This is a genomic window from Microcoleus sp. C2D2 (assembly GCF_036702495.1).
Taxonomy (GTDB): domain Bacteria; phylum Cyanobacteriota; class Cyanobacteriia; order Cyanobacteriales; family Microcoleaceae; genus Microcoleus.
Window position 1 is genome coordinate 1 of the sequence record NZ_JAUBTO010000030.1, and the last position, 24,709, is coordinate 24,709.

Consider the following 24,709-nt stretch of genomic DNA (forward strand, 5'->3'; position numbering starts at 1 on the left):
AACCGTACTAACTCCTGAGAAATACCCGTAATAGGCGCCCACTTTATGAGCCTATTCACCCAAGTTAGAGTAGTTTTTACTCGATGGTCGAGCGTCGGAGCTAACCAGCCTTTTTTACGGGTTCTATTGAGAAATCGTGGTTGACGATAACGAGTTTTACGAGGCCGCCGATTACGACGAATGGCTCTGCGGGATGCCAATGAATCTTTGATCGCTTGCCCGCGATGGGTTAATTCAGCACCCCAGATAACCGCATCATTCGAGAGTAATGCTATGCCAGTAGTTTTAGAGCCTGGGTCTATTTTTAACTGGATAGGCCCAGTTATTTCTGCTGATGCAGTTTTTAAGATGATCGTAAAAGGAAAGTGACGAAAGACGGCAGCTTTTCTTTGGGTAAGAAGTAAACGAGCTAACCCTGGATGAACAGGATTAAGGGGGCGTTTGTTGGTGTCAATAACAAAGACAAAGTTGGACATCTTATTTATACCTCTGATTGCTCAGGTAATTTTTTCCTCGTCAAAGTTACTCCGGCTTGTTTGGCTCAACTCACTTCCTTAGCTAAATACAGATGTTTAAAGTTGAACGACATAGCAAAAAGCTGGAAAGCACTTTTTGGTGTCTTGACCGGAGTAACGTAGCTATTGGCTGAGACTGGCTATCTCTCACCAAATGCACTGGTTGTCCAGTGTAGTTTAGTGTTTAGCCGATAGCGAAAATCATCGAGCTACAGTAGATTTGTGGTTCGCGAATGCCTTCAGTTCTTTAGTTTCGGGGACAAGAAACCAAAAAACGGCTAAGGCTAAAGTTGCGATCGCAGCTAACATCAGAAAGCTAGCATTGTACCCAGCGTTTTTCGCCACAAACCCAGCTAATACATTACTGAGACTAGCACCAATGCCAATAGAGGTGGCAAGCATCCCTTGAGTGAGATTAAAGCGACCCGTTCCCTTGGTTAAATCAGCAACCATCAGGATGGACATAACCCCGAAAATACCGCCCGCGACTCCATCCAAGATTTGCACGGAAACTAGAAAAAAGGGATTGTGCCAGACGGTATAAAGTACCCCGCGAATCGGCAGTACAAGAAAGCTAATCAGGAAGACACGCTTTCGCCCTGCGTCTGCTAAACGACCGGCTATGTTAGCCGAGGGGATCATCACTAATTGCGCCATGATGATGCAGGCTGACATATAAACTGTGCCATCAAATCCTTTGCCCTGCCCACCGCGAGCGAGTAGTTGACCGACTAAAGGCAACATCGCTGCATTGGCAAAGTGAAATAGAATTACGGCGATCGCAAAGAAGAGTATCCGGCGATCGCTCAATAGCTCTAATATGCCTTCAAGGTGATGTTTTTCTCGATCGTCTTCCTCATCATCTTCTGTCGCACCGCGCGCTAACTCATGGTCAATCTCTTTCTCGCGAATCCTCAGAACTGAGATAGCGCTGCCAATTGCCATAACTGCAACCAGGAAAAAAATCCCTTTGGGCGCCACAAACTGACCGATTAAACCAGCCAGAGTAGCAGCGAGTAAATTGCCTGCATGATTGAATGACTGATTGCGTCCGACTCGCCGATCTAACCGGCTATGCCCCACTAGCCCCAGCGTAATCGCGGCAATAGCGGGCGGGAAAACTGCAGCAGCACCGCCAATCAAAACCTGACAGGCAATTATTACTGGAAAAGTCGGCAACAGGGCGATGCCCATGCAACCTATCGAGACAACTACCGCAGCCACCACGATCAACATCCGTTTCTGGCGCAACCTGTCAATTAGTCCGCCTGCGGGTGTTTGGGCAATGACTGTCGCAATTGACGAAGCTGCTGTAGCCATGCCGATTTCGGCTGGGTTCCAGTTTTGTGAGGCTTTCAGGTAGATACCCAGATATGGCCCAACACCATCCCGCACATCGGCTAGGAATACATTCAAGAAATCGAGGGCCCGCAGGCTCTTTTTGCAGGGTTGTCGCTTTTGTGGCATGGGTTTTCCTGGTGATTTTGGCGTTGCTTTCTTTGAAATCAGATATCAAATCTGTTCATCGCTTCGTTTTTGGTCTGTCGTTTTTGGTTTGTAGTTCGCGGTTCATAGCTTTTGAGCGATCGACCATGAACTACAAACCGGGAACCATCCTTACTGTGGCGGCTGAGGAACCGGCAGCGGAACCGGCAGCGGAACTGGCGGCGGGCTGTTGTTTGGTTGGCGAGGGGGCGCTGGACTGTAAGCCGGAGGGCTGTAGTTTGGCCGATCGCCCGGGGCCGGGTTGTAAGCTGGAGGTTGCCCGTAGGCTGGCCCACGACCGGGCGCGGGAGCATAAGGCGATCGGCGGTGACGAGCTTTTCCTTTGCCCGGGGGGCGAACTGGTTGCCCAGGGTAGGTTGCTTCACGGTAACGACCTCGTGCCGTGCAGGAGGCTGGTAGCAGACTTAGCCGATCGCGCAGGTTGGCAGGCCCGCGCGATCGTCCGCGACCGGGATCGGGACACCGGACACCGTTATTCTGAGGCTGGTTGAAGATACTGGAGTTCGGATTGATCTGTGCCAAGACTGGGAAACTGATTAGGGAAGTAGCAGCAGCAACTCCTAACAGAACAGCCACCTTTTTGAGCAAGCTTGTGGGATTTAATGCGTTCATTGACATCTGTTTGGGTTCAATTGCGTGTGACTTGTCTTTTTTCTCGATCGACTGCATCGCTTGCTGATGATGTTCATCAGCTTTGCGGGCGTGATGACCGGCCTTCTTGGAATCTCCGGCTTTGTAATGTTTAGCGGCTTGATGATGGTGTTTGGTCGCTTTCTCGTGATGTTCAACTATCCCGTCATCAGATCAGCTTTGACAGTGCCGTTGATACTGCTGAGTTTTGTTTTCATGGTGGAGGGATGATTGAAGTTCACTACTCCCTCGTGCAATTTCCGTGCCATTTGCTCGAACCGCTTAGAATCGATTTGGCACTATGTTTGCACTACCAAGTTTTAGCGATCGCCTGAATTCCGTTCAGTCCGTATTATGAACAAGTCAGAACCCCGCATTTCCCAAGAAATCGCTCCAGATGTTTTTGCTATTGCTGCTGAGTTATATGCCAAAGAAAATCAATATTATTCCTTGTCAGAACTTATGGAGGCTGGGGCCGAGGTACAAATTCCACCAGAGTTGATTCAACAGGCTTTAGAGCAGCTCAAAGCCAAGCAAATTCAAGCTGATGAGCACAAAAAAAGGCTAAAGCTCATCTTAACCAGCGGTATCTGTGGAGCCGCACTTGCTGTGTTGGGTTTTGGAGTTTACAACACTCTTGCCAGTAATTTCACTCTAGCCAAACGCAACCCAGAAGCCAAGCTAGAGAACGCTCAGATTAAGCCCAACCGCCCGATGGCACGGACACCCCAGCCTCCTGCTAAAGCCGATGAAACCACTTTTACCGGACAGGTACAGCAGTATCTTCTCAACCCTGAAGGTAAGGTAGATGGAGTTTTGCTGAGTAATGGCTTACAAGTGAAATTTCCGCCTCATATGGGGGACAGCTTAGTCGCAATGATTGCCCCTGGTGCTGGCGTGAATGTTTCTGGGACTCCAGGCATTTCCACTCGCTTCGGTCAAGAGGTGAAAGCCAAAAGCATTACTAATTCTCAAACCAACCAAACTTTAGTAAAGCAGCCTCCTACCGTTCGCCCCCAGCCTCCCTTGCAAGGCAACTACAGTAACTTATCTGTAGAAGGAACAGCCCAGCAATGGTTGGTAGGACGTCGGGGAGAGATTAATGGCGTTATCCTGTCTAGTGGCGCTCAAGTGAAGTTCCCGCCTCATGTCCGAATGCAGTTACCAAGTCTGGCTAAGGCGGGAGATCGAGTACAGGCTGAGGGTTTTGGAACTAGCAATAGTTACGGTCAGGTTTTACAAGCTACTGGCTTGACGGTAAATGGACAATCTGTATCTTTTGACCCATCAAACCCAAATTTGCCTCCTGTGAAAAGCCTAAATTAGAAAAGCTTTCACCCAAGGAAATACGGCTCTAAAAGTATAGCTAGACCTCCTGCACGAATCACTCAAGCCGCTCCCATTGAAGTCGGGGCGACACAAACAAAGTGTGCCTTCGGCACACGGACAGCCCACTGCAAAAATCAGACCGCGAAGGCGGTTTTCGTTTGTATAGCTGGGACTTCAGTCGCCTGGGCATTCTGAACTAGCGGGTCCGAAAAGTTAAATCTAAATGCCGCAACAGCTTATATCAAATCCGTTAGCATCGGAATAGTAAATTCGAGTTGACTGTTGACTGTTGACTGTTGACGCCGTGAACAGTGAACAGTCAACAGTCAACAGTCAACATCCTTCCGGTGTAACCGGAAATGATATTACTTAATCTGTGTATCAGCAGACAAAGTTCAATTGTTTGTTAATATACAGTCCAGGACGCACGGGAGGCAAAAAACCCGGTTTCTGCGTCAATATCTCTGGAAGAAAGGCACGATTTTTCGTAGAAACCGGGTTTTTTGACCTTATTCCTAATATAGCTAAATTCTGTATCATGAGTGTTCTCAGATTCATCGTAATTGGACTAACATACATCGGCTTAGGTTTAGGCTATCTGCCAGGTTTACGGATGAATCGAGCAACTATTGCCATAGTTGGGTCATCATTACTGATGGCGTTGGGAGTTTTAGACCTTAAAGAAGCTTGGAGTGCGATCGACTATAAAACGCTGATTTTCCTGTTCAGTATGATGGCGATTAGCGCTAACATCGCTTGCTCCGGTTTCTTTCAATTAGCAATTGATACAGTGATGCGCTTCACCCGGAACCCATTCAGTTTATTAATTGTTTTAACGTTGGGAAGTGGGATACTATCAGCTTTTTTTCTAAATGATACGGTTGCCCTCATTCTTACGCCTTTAATTTTAGGCTTGACCCAAGCCTTGAACCTCAATCCTATCCCCTACCTACTTGCCTTAGCAGGAGCCACTAATCTGGGTTCGGTTGCTACATTGAGCGGCAATCCTCAAAATATTTTGATTGGCTCATTTTCGGGTATTAGCTATCTAGACTTTGCCAAAGCCTTGACTCCGATTGCATTGGTAAGTCTGCTAATACAGATCGGGTTACTGTGGTGGCTCTATCCTGAAGTTCGCTCTACCAAGCCTTGTTTAATCCAAACTCCTTTGCGCTACCGTGTTTTCCAACCTTTATTAACTAAAAGTCTCTTAATAACTGGAGGATTATTAGTAGCATTTTTAATCGGTGTACCCCCATCTGAAGCCACTTTAGTAGCCGCCGGTTTACTGTTCATCACCCGACGAGTCAAACCTGCTCGCATTTTGAATAAAATAGACTGGGATTTGTTAGTGATGTTTTCGGGATTGTTTGTTGTTACTCAAGGGGTAGAGAAGTTAGGAATATTAAATTTGTTTAGAGGATTAGTTGGCACTCCTTTGAGCATATTGGGGGTGACGGCTTTGCTTTCAAATTTAGTTTCTAATGTTCCGGCAGTGCTGCTATTGCAACATTTAGTTCCTCATCCAGACACAAAAACTTGGTTGTTACTAGCCTCTGTTTCTACGTTGGCTGGCAATCTCACTCTGCTGGGTTCCGTTGCTAATTTAATTGTTGCCGAGGCTGTTGCTAAGCTCGGATATCATTTGTCATTTTGGGAACATTTACGATTTGGTCTACCGCTGACTTTTTTAACATTAGCTGTTGCGTATTTCTGGATTTACTGAGCGAGCATCAAATCTCATCAAAAGACTTAGTGTAGCGAGGGCATTCTATTAAAAACAATCCGGGACGCCAAACCGCCATTATGTCGGGTGCAAGGCTGCACCTTACCGCTATAATTCCCTCGTCAAACATTTTTTGGCATGAGTCATGAAAAAGTTAAATTCGCAAAAAATACCAGGTAAAAAAATCAACAAGTGTTAAACTAAGAAAAGTAAATTGGGTATTCCTCATGATTGTCGATCCTGAAAAAGTCCCGGAAATTAGGGGTTCCAAGTACCCTCAGCAATTCCAATCTGCTGTGGCGGGGAGAGTTAAAAAACGCTTGGGCGATGCTGCCGGATTGCAGAATTTTGGGGTAAATTTGGTGAGGCTGGCACCGGGAAGTTGTTCTTCTCTCAGGCACTGGCATACCCGTCAAGATGAGTTAATCTATGTTCTGGAAGGGGAAGTTACTCTGATTGCAAATTCGGGAGAGCAAGTGCTGAAACCGGGTATGGCGGCGGGTTTTCCGGCGGGTGATGCAGACGGACACCATTTAGTCAACCGCACGAATTCAGATGTTGTTTATCTGGAAATTGGCGATCGCACTGCTGGTGATTGGGCCACTTATCCCGATGATGATTTAATTGCCAAAGCTAGCGAGAATGGTTGGATTTTTACTCACAAAAACGGCGAGATTTATGAGGATTAAAAAATTATGAGTCAAATCAATCTTTGGACTTCTGCGGAACACGCTTTGTCGTATCTTGCTAAGGCTGATAGCGTTCCTCAGCGCACTGAAGGTGAAGCGGTACTTTTGGGGGAAGTGCCGAAAACTGTCAAGCGAATTCTAGATGTGGGTACGGGAGACGGGCGTTTGTTGGGCTTGCTTAAGTGCGATCGCCCGAATGTTGAATGTGTGGCGATCGACTTTTCACCTACAATGTTGGAAAAAGTTAGAACTCGTTTTGCTGATGACAAAAATGTTACGGTAATCGAGCACAATTTCGACGACTCGCTGCCGGATTTGGGCAAGTTTGATGCAGTTGTTTCTAGTTTGGCAATTCACCACGTAGAAGACGATCGCAAACGTTCCCTTTACACCGAAATTTTCGAGCTTTTGGAACCCGGAGGCATTTTTTGCAATTTCGAGCACGTAGCGTCCGCAACAGAGGCTTTGCATCAGAAATTTCTAGAGGTGGTCGGTATGGGCGATCGACCAGACGATCCCTCTAATAAATTGCTGGATGTGGAAACGCAACTGCGCTGGTTTAGAGAAATTGGTTTTGATGATGCAGACTGTTATTGGAAGTGGCGGGAACTCGCTTTATTAGTTGGCGTGAAACCAGTCAGCCCTGTCAACGCGGTGAAGAAGAGTCCCTAAGGCTTGAAATTTCGTTGCAGCCGCGAGCTCTGATTTTTTTCAACCGCGCGAGACAATAAATTTTGTTTGCGATCGATCGGCAACCGATAAAATGACGTAAAGCCGATCGCACCTTGACGCGGGCTGGGTGAAACCAGTTTCATAGCTAAACAAAACAGTAGTTAATTGCAAAGCCTACGCACTTCCTTTGGGCAGCCCTACTGCGAAACTTAATAAAATTGGCAGCGTCATAGATTCTAATTTGCTATATCGCAGTACGCACGATGGAAATCGCGATCGATTCGCCTAACCCGCGAGATCCGCGCTAGAGCAACGGCGATCACTTACCATCTATCAAAGCATCTCTCAAAAAAAATGGCTACACTTGAAGGTACCCCCAACAACGATGTTTTAATTGGCTTTCCTGGAAGTAACTCGCTCTGGGGAAAACTTGGCGATGATACTTTGTTTGGCGCCGAAGGGGACGATCGAATCTTTGGCAACCAAGGTAATGACTACATCTTGGGAAACCAAGCCAATGATACCCTCTACGGCGGCAAAGACAGTGACCTAATTCAAGGCGACGCCAACGAGGATTGGGTGTTTGGGGATAACGGTAATGATACCCTCTCAGGAGGGCTGGGAAATGATGTTGTGCGCGGCGGCAAAGAAAATGATTTGCTATCTGGAAATGAAGGCAATGATGTCCTATTTGGAGATAGCGGTGCCGATACCTTAAGCGGTGGCGATGGTGAGGAAATTTTTGCGATCGGCCGAGTACAAAATAATTCTTTTAAGGGCAATTCTAGTCTTGGCAATGCTGACTTGATTGCCGACTTTAGCCTGGGTACAGACTTAATAGGACTCGATGGAGGCTTGCAATTTCAAGAATTGAATATCTCTCAAGGAACAGGCGATTTTGCCAGAGATACGATCGTTCGAGATAACGTGACAGGCGAATATCTCGCTATTTTAAAAGGTATTAACAGCAGCAGTATCCGAGCCGCCAATTTCACCACCTCAATCGCTCCAGTTACCTCAACATCAACCCCCAGTATCTTAGAATTCAGCAGCTCTAGCTACAGTGCCAACGAGGGTCCGAGTGGCACTTCCGAAATTGTCGCCACAGTTCAACGCACGGGCAGCAGCGAGGAGGCAGTCAGCGTTCAAGTGGAACTAGATACACCTTCCACCGCTACTGTTACCGAAGACTACATTAACAATCTGCCAGTTACTATCAACTTTGCCAGCGGCGAATCCTCCAAAACTCTATCAATTCCCATTGTGGGAGATAACTTTGTCGAACCAGACGAAGAGATTAAAGTGAAATTGGTTAACCCAGTAGGTAGGGTAAGTTTAGGAAGTCAGCCTACTGCCACCTTAACTATTATTAACGATGACATATCAATCCCCAGTCTCTTAGCATTCAGCACCTCTAGCGAAAGTGCCAACGAGGGCAACAGTGGCAGTCCCAATCAAGTTGTCGCCACAGTTCAACGCATTGGCAGCAGCGAGGGGGCAGTCAGCGTCCAAGTGGAACTAGATACCTCTTCCACAGCTACTGTTACCGAAGACTACATTAACAATCTGCCAGTTACTATCAACTTTGCCAGCGGCGAATCCTCCAAAACTGTATCAATTCCTATTGTGGGGGATACCGTCGTCGAACCAGACGAACAGATTAACTTGAAATTAGTTAATCCTGTAGGCAGGGGAATTTTAGGAAGTCAGCCAACTGCTAGCTTCACTATTATTAACGATGACATCTTGCAAACTGTCAGCATGGCTGTTATAGATGAGGCAGCAGCAGAAACAGGCAACAATTTAGCCACTTTTCGCATCAGTCGCGCTGGTGAGAGTCGCGGCAACTTAACAGTCAACCTAGCAATAGACGGTACTGGCGACAATCCAACTAAACCGAGCGACTACACCCTCAGCGGTGGCGGCGTTTCTGTCAACAGTTCAAATGTCAGCGTCACCATCCCGGATGGACAAAATTTTGTAGATGTGAGCCTCACCGCTGTCGATGATATCCAAGCTGAGGCACAGGAGACGCTGAAGCTGACACTAGCAGATGGGAATTACCAAGTTGATGCTAACCAAAACAATACTACGATCGCGATCGGAGCCAATGATACCGTAGTTGTCAATAGCAATGACAGCCTGACAGACTACAGTCTGGCAGAAGGTTCGTTTCGACAAGCGCTGCTGAATGCTAACGCTTTTGCTGGGAATGATACTATTACTTTCAATCTGCCAGCCGGGCCGCAGACCATCAATCTCACAGGAGTATTACCTGACATTAGCGGCGATGTGACTATTACTAATAGCACTGGTTCTAGCAACTTGACAGTGCGGCGGGATACGGGCGGAGATTACCGGATTTTCAAGGTAAACAGTGGAGTCAGTGCGACTTTTGACGGATTCACGATCGCCAATGGTTTAATAAGTGACGACGGCGGCGGCATCTATAACGACGGTGGCACAGTAAATGTGACCAACAGCACTCTCTCTAACAACACTGTGAGAGAGGGCAGGGGTGGTGGCATCTACAACAATGGCGGCACAGTAAATGCGACCAACAGCACTTTCTCTAGCAACAGTTTGAGCAATTTCTTTAACCCCAATTTGAATCCCATCCCCAGTGGTGGTGGCATCCACAATGAGGGCGGGACAGTAAATTTGACTAACAGCAATTTCTCAGGCAACAGTGGCTTCGCACCAAGCAGAGGCGGTGCCATCTCAAACAATAGCGGCACAGTAAACGTGACGAACGGCACTTTCTCAGGCAACCGCGCTACCGCAGGCGGTGGCATCTCTAACAATGGCCCAGGCACAGTCAAAGTAGCAAACAGCACTTTCTCTGAAAACGTTGGAGTGCGTTTTACCCTAGGGCTTCCGGCATCAGTAGATGGTGCTGCCATCTTTAACCAAGGCGGTACTGTGGAGGTGACAAACAGCACTCTTTCTGGCAACAAAGCGGGCGGTGGCCGTGGTGGCGGCATTCATAACCGTGAGGGTGGCACAGTCAAAGTGACGAACAGCACTCTTTCTGGTAACACACTGGAGAGTTTTTTGGTGGGAGATTTGCTTTTTGGCGGTGGCATTTATAACGATAACGGCACAGTAGAGGTGACCAACAGCACTCTCTCTGGAAACACAGCTATTCACCCAAATGGCAGCGGTGCTGGCATCTATAACAATGCTGGCACGGTAACGCTGACCAACAGCACTCTCTCGGGCAACCAAGCAAACCCCTCTACCACCTATAATGGCGCAGTCATTTTGCCTGCCCCTGGAAGTGGTGGTGGTATATGGAACGGCGGCACGGTGAATATCAAAAATACGATCGTCGCTCAGAACACTGCCGCCGCTGACCCTGACGTTGTCGGCAGCTTCGCCAGCGGTGGCTACAACTTAATTGGCGACGGTACTGGCAGCACTGGTTTTACTGCTGTCGGCGATCGAGTTGGCACTGCTGCTGCACCTATTGACCCCCTACTAAACCCGCTGACAAATAACGGCGGCCCGACTCAGACTGTGGCACTGCAACCGGGTAGTCCCGCTATTAATGGTGGTGACCCAGCTTTTGTTTTAACCTCTGGACCTTTTATCGGTCCTCCCTTCTACGACCAGCGGGGTATCTCTCCTTTTAATCGCGTTAGCGGGGGAATTATTGACATCGGCGCTTTCGAGTCTCCTCTGGTCCCTTAAGGCCTGTAGGATGCGTTGCAATGCCTTTGGTGTCAACTTAAGAGCGAGGGAATAACTCAGGCACAGAAAGCAACCCTGTGCGCTTTGGGGGCGATCGAGAATTAAGATTTAGTAGGGTGCGTGACTCTCAATCATCTCACTGGGAATTGAAGAACTCAAAGTCACGCACCTTACTCAATTATTCCTGGACGCAGAAACCAGTTTTTTTTAGTAAGAGACTGCATGGTTAACCTTTAATAGGAACGAAAAACCCAGTTTATGCGTCTATAGCAATCCTTGCAGGAGTCGTAAATTTTTTACCCCACCCCAACCCTCCCCTTACTAAGGGGAGGGAGTAAGAAATTCCCAAATGATTTAGGATTGCTATAGGACTATGAATTAAATTAAATCCGGTACTTTAGGTTTGATGCGGCGCTCGTACCAGGTCATTAACGGGGTGGAAGTAATGCCGTGCAGAATCACAGAAATTACGATGGTTGAAAAGGTAATCCAGGCAATTCTTTCGGCGGTTTCGCCTTGCAAACCGTGACCGAAAGCATAGGTAAGATAATAGATAGAACCGACACCACGAATGCCGAACCACCCGCAGAGCCAGCGGCTGGCGGGATGCAAAGGACTCCCGATCGTGCTAATCCAAGCTCCCACAGGTCGGATTAAAAAAATCAACAATCCAGCTACTAAGAGGGAGTATCCTCCATAGACCAACATAGGCTCTAGGCGCAAAAGCGAACCTAATAGTAAAATAGTTCCTACTTCCATTAACTTTTCTATGCGCTCGGTAAAGTGCAGTTGGGAAAGCGGCTTGTCTAGGTTTTGGTAACTCCGCTGCACCACAATTCCTGCTACAAAAACTGCGAGAAATCCGTAGCCGTTGACTACTTCTGTGAGGGAATAGGTGAGCAGAATTGTGCTCAGAGCAATGAAATCTTCCATTAATTGATCGGCCGGTCGATAGTGTTGGAGTTGGCGATCGATCCAGGTGACGGCTTTAGCTACTAAAATTCCCATCACGATACCTGCGGCGGTCGCCCAAATCAAGTCAACTGCTACCCATTGCCCAAACCAGTTCTGCCAGTTGTTATCTTTTAGCGCATAAATGCCGAAATAAACAAAGGGAAAAGCTAAAGCATCGTTTAAACCGCCTTCCGATGTTAAACCAAAGCGCAATTCATCGCGATCGTCTATATGAGCTAACTGAACTTCTGAGGCTAAAACGGGATCGGTGGGAGCGAGAATTGCTCCCAATAAAATCGCCGGGCCCCAATCTAATTTCACAAACCAATGACCGATCGCAGCAACAGCAAAAATCGAAATTGGCATTAAAAAACCGATCAGCCGCGCTGTGGAATTCCAGGCCCAAAGTTTCAGCGGGCGATTCATTTTTAAGCCGCAACTGAACAGAGAAACAATAACTACAAATTCTGTGAGTCTTTCTAAAAATAGAGCTTCGGGACGCAAGTCAATCAGCTTGACGCCGTAGGGCCCCAATCCCATACCGACAATTAGATAAATTAAGGCATAAGACATCGGCAATCGCGAAATCCATCCCGAACCCAAGGTGACGCTCAGCAGGAGGATGCCAATAACTAGCAATTTGAGAATGTAATTATCCACCATAGCGATCGCACTTTTAATCAGGTTGAACAAGGGCGATTTTGGCACGTAAAAGCTTCTGGCGCATCCGTCGTCCGCTAGATTCAGCTATCCTCCGAAAGTGGTGGGGGCGGGTTTATATAGATTGTTAGTGGGAATTAGAGATTGTTGGTGAAACCCGCCCCTACAAGTATTATGGTTAATTTACCGGAGATCGTCCGACTGATGACTAATGACTAATGACTGAAGACTAATAATTAATTACAAAGACCACTTGTTTCGGTAGCGATGATGTGCAAATCTACGTGTTTGAGCGATCGCACTAACTGTTGAGTCAAAGAACCCCGCAGCAGCAATTTCCAGCGGGATTGCTGGCTTTCGCCGATCACAATTTGAGTAATGCGATACTGTTTAGCTACCTCCGAAATCGCTTTGGCTATATTATTGCCGTTTACCCGCAAAAATTGCCCGTTAAATTCTTTACAGAGTTTCTCACAAGTTTCAACGTGCAAGCTTTCTGCTTTTGTTAAAAATCGGTCTGGATCGTTGACAAACACAGCATAAAATTGGGCATTCATGTAGCTAGCAATCCTCGCGCCCCGCCGCAGCAGTTGCAAGGAATTCGGATAAGTCGAGAGGCACACTAATACTCGCTCGTGAATGTTGCAAGATTGACCTTTTAAAGTTGCTGCGTCGTCTTCAACATTGTCTGCTACTTCTCGCAGGGCGAGTTCTCGCAAAGCAATTAAATGACGGCGCTGGAAAAAGTTTTCTAAAGATTGTTCAATTTTTTCGGGAGCATAAATTTTGCCTTCTAGCAACCTTTCTTCTAAAGTTTCCGGCGTGACATCGACAACGACTATTTCGTCAGCAGCTTCGAGGACGCGATCTGGCACTCGCTCTCGCACTACAACTCCGGTAATTCGAGCTACTAAATCGTTGAGACTTTCTATGTGCTGAATGTTGAGCGTGGAAAAAACATCAATCCCAGCTTTGAGAATTTCTTCGACATCTTGATATCGTTTTTCTCGCAGAGAACCAGGAATATTTGTATGAGCCAGTTCGTCTATTAATGCTAATTGAGGACGGCGTTCTATGACAGCATCCGTATCCATTTCGTTGAGCATTTTTTCGCCGCGCAGCATTTGTTTTTTTGGCACTATTTCTAGTCCCTCGGCTTTAGCTGCGGTCTCTTTCCGCCCGTGAGTTTCTAACAGCCCAATTACCACATCGATGCCTTCAGATTTGAGTCGGTGTCCTTCTTCCAGCATTCGGAAAGTTTTGCCGACACCGGGGGCCATGCCGATAAATATTTTGTGCTTTCCCCGGCGGGGGGTGCGATCGTAAGTGCGGTTCGGTTGGGCGTAAACCGCCTCTGGATTGTTGGTAAGTTCGCTAGAGTGAATCATAGCTAAGTAGTGAGTTGTCAGTTGTCAGTTGGCAGTTGGCGGTTGACAGTTGTCAGTTGTCAGTTGTCAGTTGGCAGTTGTCAGTTGTCAGTTAGGGATTGTCAGTTGCTACAAGTAACAAATAACTAATGACTAATAACTAATGACTAATGACTAATGACTAATGACTAATGACTACTGACTGTCAACTATTGTAAACGGTCGAGAGCCAAATTCAGTTTGAGGACGTTAACTCCGGGTTCGCCGAAAATGCCGAGAAATCTGCCATCAGTATTTTTGGCTACCAACATTTCTACTTGATTGAGATTGAGCGATCGCACCGTTGCTATCCGCTGAATTTGCGCCCTAGCTGCCTCTAGGCTAATGTGCGGATCGAGGCTAGAACCAGAGGTGTAGACTAAATCAGCAGTCGGTTTGATACCAGCTTTCTTGAGGCGATCTAATTCAATTTGCACCCCCTGAAAACCATCTTTCTCATTACCTCGCTTCAGCAAATCCGAGTTACTGGGGGCAAGGTTGCTAGCTCCCGAAATACCTGTTTTTTGACTTAAATTTTCTGCATTTGTGAGAGCGTAATCTTCGGCTGCAAAGCTGCTGTAATTTGTGGTGCTGGGGCGGCTCCAAAAATATTGATTCGAGCTGAAAGGCTGACCGATTAAGGAGGAACCCACGACAACTCCTTGCTTAGTAATTAAGCTGCCGTTTGCCTGCGAATTAAAAGCAATTTGGCCGATTACTAGCAATATTGAGGGATAAATAATAGCGGTGATTCCCCACAAAACTAAAGTCAGGCGAATTGCTCTAATTAATTCTCTCATAAATTACCTCAATTAATGAATGATAAAGCAAGGCACTACAACGATTTTGATATCATGTCCGGTCGATTACCCTGATTCCTGTAGGGGCGGGTTCACCAATAATATTTGCCAAAAATGGACAATCTCACAAACCCGCCCCGGCTATGTATTATGGGCGATCGGACATGATATGACACGGATAGACGGATTAATTATCGAGCCTTCTTCAGCAGCATTATTAAAATCTTTCTGGCTGAAAAATTACGACAATCAAATAAACGGCAAGTCCGACGATTACCAAACCCAAAAGACTTAAACCCCAGGCAGCTTTTTTGGTCAAACCTTCATCGGCAGCCGCATAAACAGCCGGGGCAATTATTAAATTAAAACACATTACCAGAAATAGCTGCACTGGGATGGGGTGGCGCTGCCAAAGCATTTGTTTTAACTCAATAATTTCTTGAAAATGTCTTGGAAAAACATCATTTAGCAAATCATTCCGTTTCATGAAATCTCCTTATTTTGGGAATAAATATCGGTCTTTTTATTGGATGATTTTTGGGAGAAAATCGAGGCAGAGCCTCTGGATCTGCGTTCCTCGGCAGAGCCGGGGAACGAGATTAATCCGTTGCATCCGTGTCAAAATCCCTGTCGTGCTTTCCCGATCTATGCTAGCCCAACGGCGGCAATCAAAATATCAATAATTTTGATTGCAATAAACGGCGCAACTGCTCCTCCCAATCCGTAGATTAAAATGTTCCGCTGCAACAGTTTATTGGCGCTCAAAGGTCTAAACTTAACACCAGTTAATGCTAGTGGAATCAAAGCGGGAATAATCAAAGCATTGTAAATTAATGCCGACAAAACTGCCGATTGACCGCTGGCTAAACCCATGACGTTTAAAGCGCCAACTGGGGCAAATATTGCCGGAATAATTGCAAAATATTTGGCAATGTCGTTCGCTAGCGAAAACGTAGTCAGCGCGCCGCGAGTAATCAGCAATTGTTTGCCAATTGTCACTAAGTCAATTAGTTTGGTGGGGTCGGAATCTAAGTCCACCATGTTCGCTGCTTCTTTCGCGGCTTGGGTTCCAGAATTCATCGCGAGTCCTACGTTTGCCTGGGCTAGTGCGGGTGCGTCGTTGGTTCCGTCTCCTGTCATTGCTACTAATTTGCCCTCGGCTTGTTGCTTGCGAATTACTTCGATTTTGTCCTCGGGTGTTGCTTCGGCAATGAAGTCGTCAACGCCGGCTTCGTCGGCAATTACTGATGCTGTAATTCGGTTATCTCCGGTGAGCATTATTGTGCGGATGCCCATTTTTCGCAGTTGGTCAAACCGATCGCGAATTCCCGGTTTGATGACATCTTTCAAATAGATAATGCCGTAGGTGTCGCTGCCTTGACAAACGCCTAGAGGTGTGCCCCCAAGCCGCGAAACTCGCTCGTAAGCTGCATCGAGATCCGGTCCCCCATTGCCGCCGCGCGATCGCACAAAACCCTTCACTGCGTCCACCGCACCCTTGCGAACCTCGGTCCCATCGGGCAAATCCGTGCCAGACATCCGCGTTTTTGCGGAAAAATCAAGCCCCGCGGCGTTGGTGCGATCGAAATCCACCTGTGCGCCCAAATTCTGAGCCAAACGGACGATCGACTTTCCCTCTGGAGTATCGTCAAACAGGCTAGCAGCAAGGGCTACACTCGCAACCTCCTCCAGCGAGCGACCGTTTACCGGAATGAACTCCTCGGCTAAACGGTTCCCCAGCGTGATCGTCCCCGTTTTGTCCAAAATCAGCGTATTCACGTCGCCGCAAGCCTCCACGGCGCGTCCAGAGGTCGCTATCACGTTAAACTGAGCGACGCGATCCATCCCCGCAATGCCGATCGCGCTCAGCAAACCGCCGATCGTCGTCGGGATCAGCGCCACCAGCAGCGAAATCAGCGTCACCACGCCCACGGGAGTTTTCACGTAATTGCCGATGGGCCCAATCGTCGATACCACTATCAAAAACACCAGAGTCAGCACCGCCAGCAAGACCGTCAGCGCGATCTCGTTGGGCGTTTTCGACCTTTCGGCCCCCTCCACCAGCGCGATCATCCTGTCCAAAAACCCTTTACCCGGGTCGGCCATTACCCGCAGCGTCAGTTCGTCAGAGAGGATGCGCGTACCGCCGGTGACGGAACTGGCGATGTCCGAACCCGGTTCCTTGAGCACCGGCGCGGATTCGCCAGTGATCGCAGATTCATCCACTGACGCGACGCCTGCAATCACTTCGCCGTCGGAAGGAATGACATCGCCTGCGATCACTTTAATTTGGTCGCCGCGTCTCAGGGATGTCGAACTAACTTCTTGAATTGAACCGTCTGGTAAGAGTTTGCGGGCTGTTGTGTCGGCTTTGGTCGATCGCAGCGCATCTGCTTGCGCTTTTCCGCGCCCTTCGGCCACCGCTTCGGCAAAATTAGCAAATACCAAGGTGAAGAACAAAATTAACGTCACTAAACCGTTAAAAACTACCGGATTTTTGCCTAAAACCGGGCCGAACAGCGTGGGGTCGATCGTTAAAAGTGCAGTCACAATTGTGCCTGTCCACACTACAAACATCACCGGATTTTTTAGCATCACCCGGGGGTTTAGCTTGACAAAAGCTTGTTTAAAAGCTCTTTGATAAAGGCCTTTAGTATTTGCTTTTGGCGTATGCTTGCGAGACTGGCGAGAGCCTCTGGGAGGTTTTTTTGGGGAATCTGGAGTATGGGATGAGGTCATGTCGGTTGGGGATTTTTTATGAACCGCAGAGAACACAGAGAACACAGAGAGAGAGAAGAGTGATGTTGAGGATTTTGGCTACTGAGGTGGAAGAGTTGGTGTTGCTAATGGTGTTGTGGGTACAGTTATCGATGCTGGTTCAAACTTGCCGCTGCTAATTTCATATCCTTCGGCAATTGGCCCTAAAGCCAAAACTGGGAAAAATGTCAGCGCGCCTAGAATTAAGATTACTCCTGCGGTGACGCTAGTGAACAAAACTGAATCGGTTCTGAGAGTGCCCGTTGTTTCGGGAACCAGTTGTTTGTTCGTCATGCTGTCAGCTAAAAGCAGCAGGGCAATAATTGGAACGTAGCGCCCCAACAGCAAGCTAAAACAGGTGCTTAAGTTCCACCAAACTCCTGTCGGGGCGGGTTGAGAGTCGGTCAATCCTTCCAAGCCCGAACCGTTGTTAGCTGCCGCCGAAGCGTATTCGTACATCACTTGGGAAATGCCGTGAAATCCCGGGTTGCTGATGCCGCTCAAACTGTCGGTAAAGGCGAGGGTAATTGCACCGGGGATTAAAACTGCGATCGGGTGAATTAATAAAACAACGCTGGCTAACACAATTTCCCGTTTTTCAATTTTGCGTCCCAAAAATTCCGGCGTTCTCCCCACCATCAATCCGGTGAGAAATACGCTCAAAATCGAGTAAATAAATAAGTAAGCCGTTCCCGTTCCCTGTCCGCCCCAAACGATTTGCAGAAACAAATTAAACAGAGTAGCAAAACCCCCGGGAGGCATTAAAGAATCGTGCATCCCGTTGACAGCGCCGCACATTGTCCCAGTCGTAGTGACAGCCCAAAGTGCAGTCTCGGCCCAGCCAAATCTAACTTCTTTGCCTTCTAAATTTGGTTGTTGCGCGCCCAGTAAATTATTAATTTGAGGGTTGCCGCCGTACTCGCCAAATGCTGCAATGCCAATCAAAATTACATAGATGGCAAACACCATCCAAAAAATCAGCCATCCCTGCTTTTTGTTGTTGGCAAATCTGCCGTAGGTGTGAATCATAGCTGCTGGTATAGAAACCATTGCTAGTGTTTCCAGCAGGTTGGTAAAAGGGTTGGGATTTTCCAAGGGGTGAGCCGAGTTCATGGCAAAAAATCCGCCGCCATTTTCTCCCAGTTGTTTGATGCTTTCAAAGTGAGCTACTGGGCCGCGAGATATTACTTGCGTACCGCCTTCTAAGGTACGGGCAACGGCCGGCCCGGCTAGGGTTTCCGGCACTCCTGAAATTAGCAAAAGTAAGCCTATTATCAAAGAAAGGGGCAGCAGAATGCGGGTGATTGATTGAATTAAATCGATGTAAAAGTTGCCCAGCGGGCGGCCGGTCAATCCCCGGATAAAGGCAATGCCTACTGCTAAACCCGTGGCGGCTGAGGTAAACATTAAAAAACCCAGAGTTAACTGGGATAGATAACTGAATGTTGTCTCGCCGGAGTAATGCTGTTGGTCGGTATTTGTGAGGAATGAAATAGTTGTATGCAGCGCTGTATCCCAGGTTGGGGCGCTTAGGCTGGTGGGATTTAAAGGCAGCACTCCCTGAAGCATGAAAATTAAAAACACATATATGCCCATTGCTGCATTGCTGTAGAGTAAGGATCGGGCATATTGCCAACCTGTCATGGAATCTACATACCGGATGTTGCTGGCTTTATAGATAATTTCTTCTAGGGGTTTAATAGCGGGGTCGAGAAAGGTTTTTTGTCCCATGTACACCCGCGCCATGTAGTTGCCGAAGACTGGCGCGATTGCTATTAAAATGATTAGGGTTAATGCGATTTGAAGTAATCCTTGCAGCATAAATGAGTTAATTTTTATCCTTGGATAAATACGTTTTCGCGATCGCCAAATCGGTTAGGTGGGAGGTTCCAAAAACCGGGCGAGCTTTTTTTTGCAGGTCACTTTCAGTTTGGGGGCGATCGCGGAATTCAATGCTGCTAAGATGCAATATCCCCAGCCAGAGAGATTAACGCCATCAGCGGGTTTTCGCTGGCGAGAATTTCTCGTTTTTTTTTGCTACTTCCGTGCTTTGACCGCGATCGAGCTTCTATAGCATTTAAGAGCGCGCCAGAATAACTCTTGTTAATTTGGATGAAACTGAAATCGCTTTGATTAGACAAAGTGGCTCTGTCACTTCTGTTAGCCCAAAAATACTATCTACTTTTACTGATTACTATACTCACTGTTAGAAAATTGGATAATCAGCTTTCCGATATAAATTGCTGTTTGCACATTAGGCTTATTCGCTCTATATTTGTCAGAATAGATGAATATTTAGTTCTGGTTAAATGTCTATACTTCGAGATATAGATGTTTGCTAAACGCGAGGCTTTTGCGCTATATAGCAATCCTAAATGAGTTGTAAATCTTTTACCCCACCCCAACCCTCCCCTTACTAAGGGGAGGGAGTAAGAAGTTCACAAATGATTTAGGATTGCTATAATAGGTGAAAGAAATTCAAAAATATAACTATGATAAGGTAGAAGGTAGTAGGAAAAAAGTCTTAATAGAAAATACAAAATGGATTGATTGAGGATGTTTAAAAGTTTATCGGCTATCCCAAAAAAACTGGCTATTCAAGAGAAGTATTTGCGGGGGAGGTGGTCGATCGCAATTTTATTTGCGATTGTTGTAATGCTGGAATTTACTACGCCGTCGGAGTATCTGTTTGGGTATTTCTACACGGGGCCGATTTTACTGGCAAATTCGCGCTTGAGTCGGTTGGGTAAGTTGCAAATTACGCTAGTAGCGGCAGCTTTGACGCTGTTAAATTTGTTTGTTCCTCCTGGAGAAGCGATCGCCCTAGCCACTGTCGCAAATAGATCGATCGCAGTCATGGCTTTAGGGGTGACGGGATATTTGAGCGATCGCAACCACGAGTACCAAGAAGCGATCGCGATCGCTAAAGCTGAGTTGCAGTCCCAGCAGCAGCTAGCAAGCATCCGAGAAGATTTTGTCTCTACTTTGAGTCACGACTTAAAAACGCCGATGCTGGGGGCTATAGAAACAATTAAAGCTTTTCAGTCAGCAAAATTTGGGGATGTCACCGCCAGCCAGCAAAAAGTTCTCGAAACAATGGCGCGATCGCACAAAATGTCACTACAATTAGTAGAAACGCTGCTGGATGTTTACCGCAACGATGCCGAAGGTTTAAAACTGCAACTTGCTCCCGTAAATTTAGTAGCTTTGGCAGAAGAAGTAATCGCAACTCTCACCGATTTATCTGCGGCGCGCCGGGTTTACATTAGTATGAGTTACGGAGAGTCAGATTTCCGCCGCTCTTTGTGGGTAAATGGCGATGCGGTGCAACTCCAGCGCGTTTTTGTTAATTTGCTAACAAACGGCATCAACCATTCTCCTCGCGGTGGAAAAGTAGAAATTGTTATGGAATCTTATGCGAGTTATCAGGTGGTGAAAGTGATCGATAGCGGGTTGGGAATTACCGACGATGAACTGCCCCACTTGTTCGAGCGTTTTTATCAAGGACACAGCGATCGGCAAGCCAAAGGATCGGGATTGGGGTTATACTTATCTCGCCAAATCATTGATGCTCACGGCGGTATAATTTGGGCAGAAAATAAATTGCCTTTAGGCGCTTTATTTGGATTTAGACTACCTGCCATCCCAGCTTTATGATATCTTTTTCAGTTGCATACTTGTGGGTTTTATCTGCTGTCCTTGCCCCTGGGCGCTTCTTTCGCCGAGGTGGAAAATTGCGGGCGCGCTACTTTGCTGCACTTGCAATGAACTCTGGGAATCATATAGCGGTTCGATCGCGTGGTGAGGTATGCCCTATGCCCGTGGGCCCTATGCCCGTGGGCCAGATAGTACCTCATGTTACTGAGAAAGGCCATATCATGTCCGACCGATCGGCGAAAATATTCCGGTCGGGACAAGTTTACTGGATATCTGGCTTATATTACAGAGAATGCGTGAACCCGCCCCTAGGAGAATTCGGGTTAATTTACCTGACATCAGATCGTCCTCATAATATCAACGAACTTGACAGCGAGGAGAATTGCAAATGAAACCTGTTTTTCCTTTGCGAATTCTTCTAGTTGAAGACGACGAACTGTTTCGGCTGGGACTGCAAACCAGATTGCAACAAGAAAGTTGCTTGCAAGTAATTGCGGAGGCGGAAGATGGAGAAACGGCGGTAGAATTGACTCAGGAACACTTACCAAATGTGGTAGTTCTCGATGTCGGTTTGCCGGGAATTGGTGGCATTGAAGCGTGCCGCCAAATTAAACAGCGGCATCCGGAAATCCCCGTTTTAATTTTAACATCTCACGCCCAAAAATCGTTAATTGAAAGGTTGATTTCAGCGGGTGCTCAGGGATATTGCCTCAAGGGAATTGCGGCGGAAACTTTGGTTTTGGCAATTCGATCGGTAGCAGCGGGTGCTTCCTGGTGGGATAAGGCGGCCACTGCGGAAATTCGGGCGGTTTTTGCTAATCCTGAACCTGTGAAAGTAGGGTCAAAATCAGAAGTTTTGGAAAATCCGCTGACGAAGCGAGAACAGGAAATCTTGGCTTTAGTTGCGGGGGGGAAAAGCAATCAGGAAATTGCTCAAATATTGTACATTGCTCCGGGGACTGTGCGGGTTCACGTGCACGCGATTTTGCAAAAGTTAGAAGTGCGCGATCGCACTCAAGCAGCAGTGCTCGCTATTCAGAAAGGATTGGTAGCAGAAGAACTTTTGGCGACCGAACCTTGATCGAGGCGGGTTTTGTAGCGAAATTGTCTGTTTTTTAAAGGATTTATTGCCTAAATCCGCCTCTATCAGGATCCATCTGTTGCAGGCTCACGGGAAATTAGTATCATTCGTCTTTATCGTTAATTTTACAGATGACATTTAATTTTTGAATTTGCTAAGATGTATAAATCTTAAGTTTGATAGTGTCATCTACCCAAAGGTGTATTTTGCGAAATTTTATCCGTTCAGTGTTTAGTGCGATCGCCTTTCTCGACTCTGCCCTTCCCGATGGCGAAACTCTCCGCAACGGCATCGCAGCGGGGACAGAAGTTATTACCCTGGATCGGGTGCGGGATGGAGTAGAACAAATTACTGAGGCACTAGCGAGTCGCAGCAATATCAAAAGCATTCATATCATCTCCCACGGCAGCCCCGCGAGTTTGCAGCTAGGCGCGATCGATCTAAACTTGACAAATTTAAAAACTTATGCTAACCAATTGCAGCGTTGGTCGAGATCGCTGGCAGACAGTGGAGAGATTTTGCTGTACGGGTGCGATGTAGCGGCGGGGGATAAGGGCGCTAACTTTGTGCAGCAACTGAGTCAGCTAACCAAGGCAAAAATTGCTGCTTCTAGATCGCCGATCGGCAGTTCCGCTAAGGGCGGAGATTGGGAATTAGATTATACAACGGGAGCGGTGTCCTCTGGGCTGGCGATCGACCCAGCCACAATGGCTGCTTATCAATATGTGTTCGGTCTAAAATATTTGGGACAAGCAGAAATTCCGGCCGCTACAAATGTTGGAGGAACCAAGGTAGGTGGATTGTCTGGCCTTACCTACGCGGGCACCAACACTTACTACACTATCTCCGACGGCCGCAATAATTTTGGCAGTCCCGGTCCGTCTCGCTTTTACACTCTCAATATACCTGATGTGAGTGCGGTTGACTTGGGAGGAGTTACTCTTACAGGGGTGACACAGATTGGCAATCCGCCTCCCTTTGCCGCAGATAGATCGGATACAGAGGGCATTGGCTTCATCGGCGGCAATGTCTTCGTCTCTTCTGAAGGCAATTTCTCGACAATTACCCAGTCTTTTATCAATAGCTTCGCCATTGGCACGGGACAGCAAAACCTAGCGCTGCCTATTGCTTCCAAATACGACGTATCAACAAATACTAGCAGCGGCATCCGCAACAATCAAGGTTTTGAAAGTCTGACCATTACTCCCAGTCAAAGTTTTCTGTTTACAGCAACAGAAAATGCTCTCGAACAAGACGGCCCTGCTTCAGGTACAACGGCTGCCATTGGCACGCGATCGCGCATTTTAAGATATAACTTAACCACAAACACCGCAAGCGGAGAATTTCTTTACAACACCGATAAAAACAATGGCATTTCTGAAATGCTGGCCGTTGATGATAATACGCTGCTGGTTCTAGAACGTTTTTTCAACCCAATCACATTCTCAGGCGATTTGAAGCTTTATCAAATTTCTTTAACGGGTGCGACTGACATTCAAAGCAATATTGGCTTGACTGCTTCTGGTGTTACTGGCATTACACCGGTATCAAAAACTCTGATTGCTGATTTCCCAAACATTTCAGGCTTTCCGGTAAACAATTTTGAAGGGATGACATTTGGGCCTTCTCAAACAACTGGGAAGCGATCGCTTATTCTTGTCAGCGACAACAATTTTGGATCCTTGTTTTCCATTCCCACCGCATTCGCAGCCTTTGCAGCCAACAACGCACCTGTACTCAACAACAGCGGAACGCCGGTACTAACAGCAATTAACGAAGATGTACCTCCTGCCAGCAACACCAGCACCTTTGTTTCTGCTTTAATTGCAAATGCAGTTACAGATCCCGACACCGCCGACACTCAAGGAATTGCAGTCACGGCGACAGACAATACTAACGGCAGTTGGGAATATTCAACTGATAGCGGTGCGACTTGGACGGCATTCGGCACGCCGTCAACAGCAGCAGCGAGACTGCTAGCAGGCAATGCCAGCATCCGCTTTCTTCCCAATGCAGACTACAACGGCACTGCCAATATCACTTATCAGGCATGGGATGGAACGACGACTAACTCTGGCACTAATATCCTGACGAACGGCGGGACGGCTGATATTTCGACTGCCAGCAGTATGGGGGGGTTAGCAGCTTTCAGTACAGCCAGCGAGACAGCAACAATTACCGTTAATCCTGTCAACGACGCACCTTCCTTTACTAAAGGGGGAGACTCAAGCGCCAGCCACAACGCAGGCCCGCAAACCATTGCTGGATGGGCCACAGGCATTTTCCCAGGCCCCGCCAACGAGTCCGCACAAACTGTTAGTTTTCAAGTGGTGGGGAATGACAATACTGCTTTATTCAGCGTACCACCGGCGATCGACTCTTTAGGACAACTGACTTTTACGCCGGCGGGGGGTGCAACTGGCACTGCCAATATCACTCTAAACCTCAGAGACAGTGGCCGAACTGACTTAGGCGGCGTGGATATTTTGGCAAACCAGACATTTGTGATTAACATAACCAATCAGCCACCGCTGGCACAAATTGACAATTACCAAACCCTGCACGGTAAAGTCCTGAATGTGCCTGTTGGTCAGGGAGTTTTAGCAAACGATATCGACTTTGACGGCGATTTGC

General features: G+C 47.3%; 20 protein-coding genes. 10 read left to right on the forward strand and 10 right to left on the reverse strand.

The window, feature by feature from the left end; all coding sequences use genetic code 11:
- Both iscB and QUB61_RS12345 read right to left on the reverse strand, forming a co-directional pair.
- Positions 1-476, reverse strand: a 476-nt coding sequence (iscB, locus tag QUB61_RS12340; protein WP_333189960.1) for an RNA-guided endonuclease IscB, incomplete at its 3' end; no start/stop codon positions are given.
- Positions 477-716: 240 nt separating this feature from the next.
- Positions 717-1,982, reverse strand: coding sequence for an MFS transporter (locus tag QUB61_RS12345; protein WP_333127340.1), 1,266 nt, complete (start codon positions 1,980-1,982; stop codon positions 717-719).
- Positions 1,983-2,107: 125 nt separating this feature from the next.
- On the opposite strand from QUB61_RS12345, the gene QUB61_RS12350 reads away from it, so the two are divergent.
- The 6 genes from QUB61_RS12350 to QUB61_RS12375 all read left to right on the forward strand — a co-directional run bounded on the left by QUB61_RS12350 (position 2,108) and on the right by QUB61_RS12375 (position 7,067).
- Complete coding sequence (locus QUB61_RS12350) at positions 2,108-2,512, forward strand: hypothetical protein (RefSeq protein ID WP_333127339.1); 405 nt, start codon at positions 2,108-2,110, stop codon at positions 2,510-2,512.
- Positions 2,513-2,699: 187 nt separating this feature from the next.
- Positions 2,700-2,882: a hypothetical protein gene (locus QUB61_RS12355; protein WP_333127337.1), complete on the forward strand. Its 183-nt coding sequence runs from the start codon at positions 2,700-2,702 to the stop codon at positions 2,880-2,882.
- A gap of 123 nt (positions 2,883-3,005) precedes the next feature.
- On the forward strand, positions 3,006-3,977 hold the full coding sequence (locus QUB61_RS12360; protein ID WP_333127335.1) for a hypothetical protein: 972 nt from the start codon (positions 3,006-3,008) through the stop codon (positions 3,975-3,977).
- Positions 3,978-4,518: 541 nt separating this feature from the next.
- Positions 4,519-5,706 (forward strand): anion transporter, encoded by a 1,188-nt coding sequence (locus tag QUB61_RS12365; RefSeq protein WP_333127332.1) that lies wholly within the window; start codon positions 4,519-4,521, stop codon positions 5,704-5,706.
- Positions 5,707-5,933: 227 nt separating this feature from the next.
- The gene (locus QUB61_RS12370) at positions 5,934-6,395 is read left to right on the forward strand and encodes a cupin domain-containing protein (protein WP_333127330.1); all 462 of its coding nucleotides are present in this window, start codon (positions 5,934-5,936) and stop codon (positions 6,393-6,395) included.
- 6 nt (positions 6,396-6,401) lie between these two features.
- Positions 6,402-7,067: a class I SAM-dependent methyltransferase gene (locus QUB61_RS12375; protein WP_333127328.1), complete on the forward strand. Its 666-nt coding sequence runs from the start codon at positions 6,402-6,404 to the stop codon at positions 7,065-7,067.
- 39 nt (positions 7,068-7,106) lie between these two features.
- Here QUB61_RS12375 and QUB61_RS12380 read toward each other — a convergent pair whose 3' ends face one another.
- On the reverse strand, positions 7,107-7,238 hold the full coding sequence (locus QUB61_RS12380) for a hypothetical protein (protein WP_333127327.1): 132 nt from the start codon (positions 7,236-7,238) through the stop codon (positions 7,107-7,109).
- 183 nt (positions 7,239-7,421) lie between these two features.
- Here QUB61_RS12380 and QUB61_RS12385 point away from each other — a divergent pair, with 183 nt between their 5' ends.
- A complete protein-coding gene (locus tag QUB61_RS12385) occupies positions 7,422-10,760 on the forward strand; it encodes a Calx-beta domain-containing protein (protein ID WP_333127325.1) in 3,339 nt (1,112 codons plus the stop codon).
- 378 nt (positions 10,761-11,138) lie between these two features.
- Here the strand turns inward: QUB61_RS12385 and QUB61_RS12390 are convergent, their stop codons facing one another.
- The 7 genes from QUB61_RS12390 to QUB61_RS12420 form a co-directional block, all read right to left on the reverse strand.
- Entirely contained in the window at positions 11,139-12,422 is a 1,284-nt protein-coding gene (locus tag QUB61_RS12390; RefSeq protein ID WP_333127322.1) for a sodium:proton antiporter, read from the reverse strand.
- A gap of 188 nt (positions 12,423-12,610) precedes the next feature.
- Positions 12,611-13,762, reverse strand: coding sequence for a universal stress protein (locus QUB61_RS12395; protein ID WP_333127320.1), 1,152 nt, complete (start codon positions 13,760-13,762; stop codon positions 12,611-12,613).
- A gap of 188 nt (positions 13,763-13,950) precedes the next feature.
- A complete protein-coding gene (kdpC, locus tag QUB61_RS12400; RefSeq protein ID WP_333127318.1) occupies positions 13,951-14,580 on the reverse strand; it encodes a K(+)-transporting ATPase subunit C in 630 nt (209 codons plus the stop codon).
- Positions 14,581-14,797: 217 nt separating this feature from the next.
- Positions 14,798-15,067 carry a K(+)-transporting ATPase subunit F gene (gene kdpF / locus QUB61_RS12405; protein ID WP_333127316.1) on the reverse strand — a complete coding sequence of 90 codons (270 nt, stop codon included), beginning with the start codon at positions 15,065-15,067 and terminating at the stop codon, positions 14,798-14,800.
- 158 nt (positions 15,068-15,225) lie between these two features.
- The gene (kdpB, locus tag QUB61_RS12410) at positions 15,226-17,319 is read right to left on the reverse strand and encodes a potassium-transporting ATPase subunit KdpB (protein ID WP_333127315.1); all 2,094 of its coding nucleotides are present in this window, start codon (positions 17,317-17,319) and stop codon (positions 15,226-15,228) included.
- A 78-nt stretch (positions 17,320-17,397) separates the two neighbouring features.
- Positions 17,398-19,158, reverse strand: coding sequence for a potassium-transporting ATPase subunit KdpA (kdpA, locus tag QUB61_RS12415; protein WP_333127313.1), 1,761 nt, complete (start codon positions 19,156-19,158; stop codon positions 17,398-17,400).
- A gap of 137 nt (positions 19,159-19,295) precedes the next feature.
- Entirely contained in the window at positions 19,296-19,478 is a 183-nt protein-coding gene (locus QUB61_RS12420) for a hypothetical protein (protein ID WP_333127311.1), read from the reverse strand.
- A 415-nt stretch (positions 19,479-19,893) separates the two neighbouring features.
- On the opposite strand from QUB61_RS12420, the gene QUB61_RS12425 reads away from it, so the two are divergent.
- The 3 genes from QUB61_RS12425 to QUB61_RS12435 form a co-directional block, all read left to right on the forward strand.
- On the forward strand, positions 19,894-20,994 hold the full coding sequence (locus QUB61_RS12425; RefSeq protein WP_333127309.1) for a HAMP domain-containing sensor histidine kinase: 1,101 nt from the start codon (positions 19,894-19,896) through the stop codon (positions 20,992-20,994).
- Positions 20,995-21,382: 388 nt separating this feature from the next.
- Entirely contained in the window at positions 21,383-22,075 is a 693-nt protein-coding gene (locus QUB61_RS12430; protein ID WP_333127307.1) for a response regulator transcription factor, read from the forward strand.
- 206 nt (positions 22,076-22,281) lie between these two features.
- Positions 22,282-24,709: esterase-like activity of phytase family protein (locus tag QUB61_RS12435; protein WP_333189964.1), on the forward strand; the 2,428-nt coding region annotated here is incomplete at its 3' end.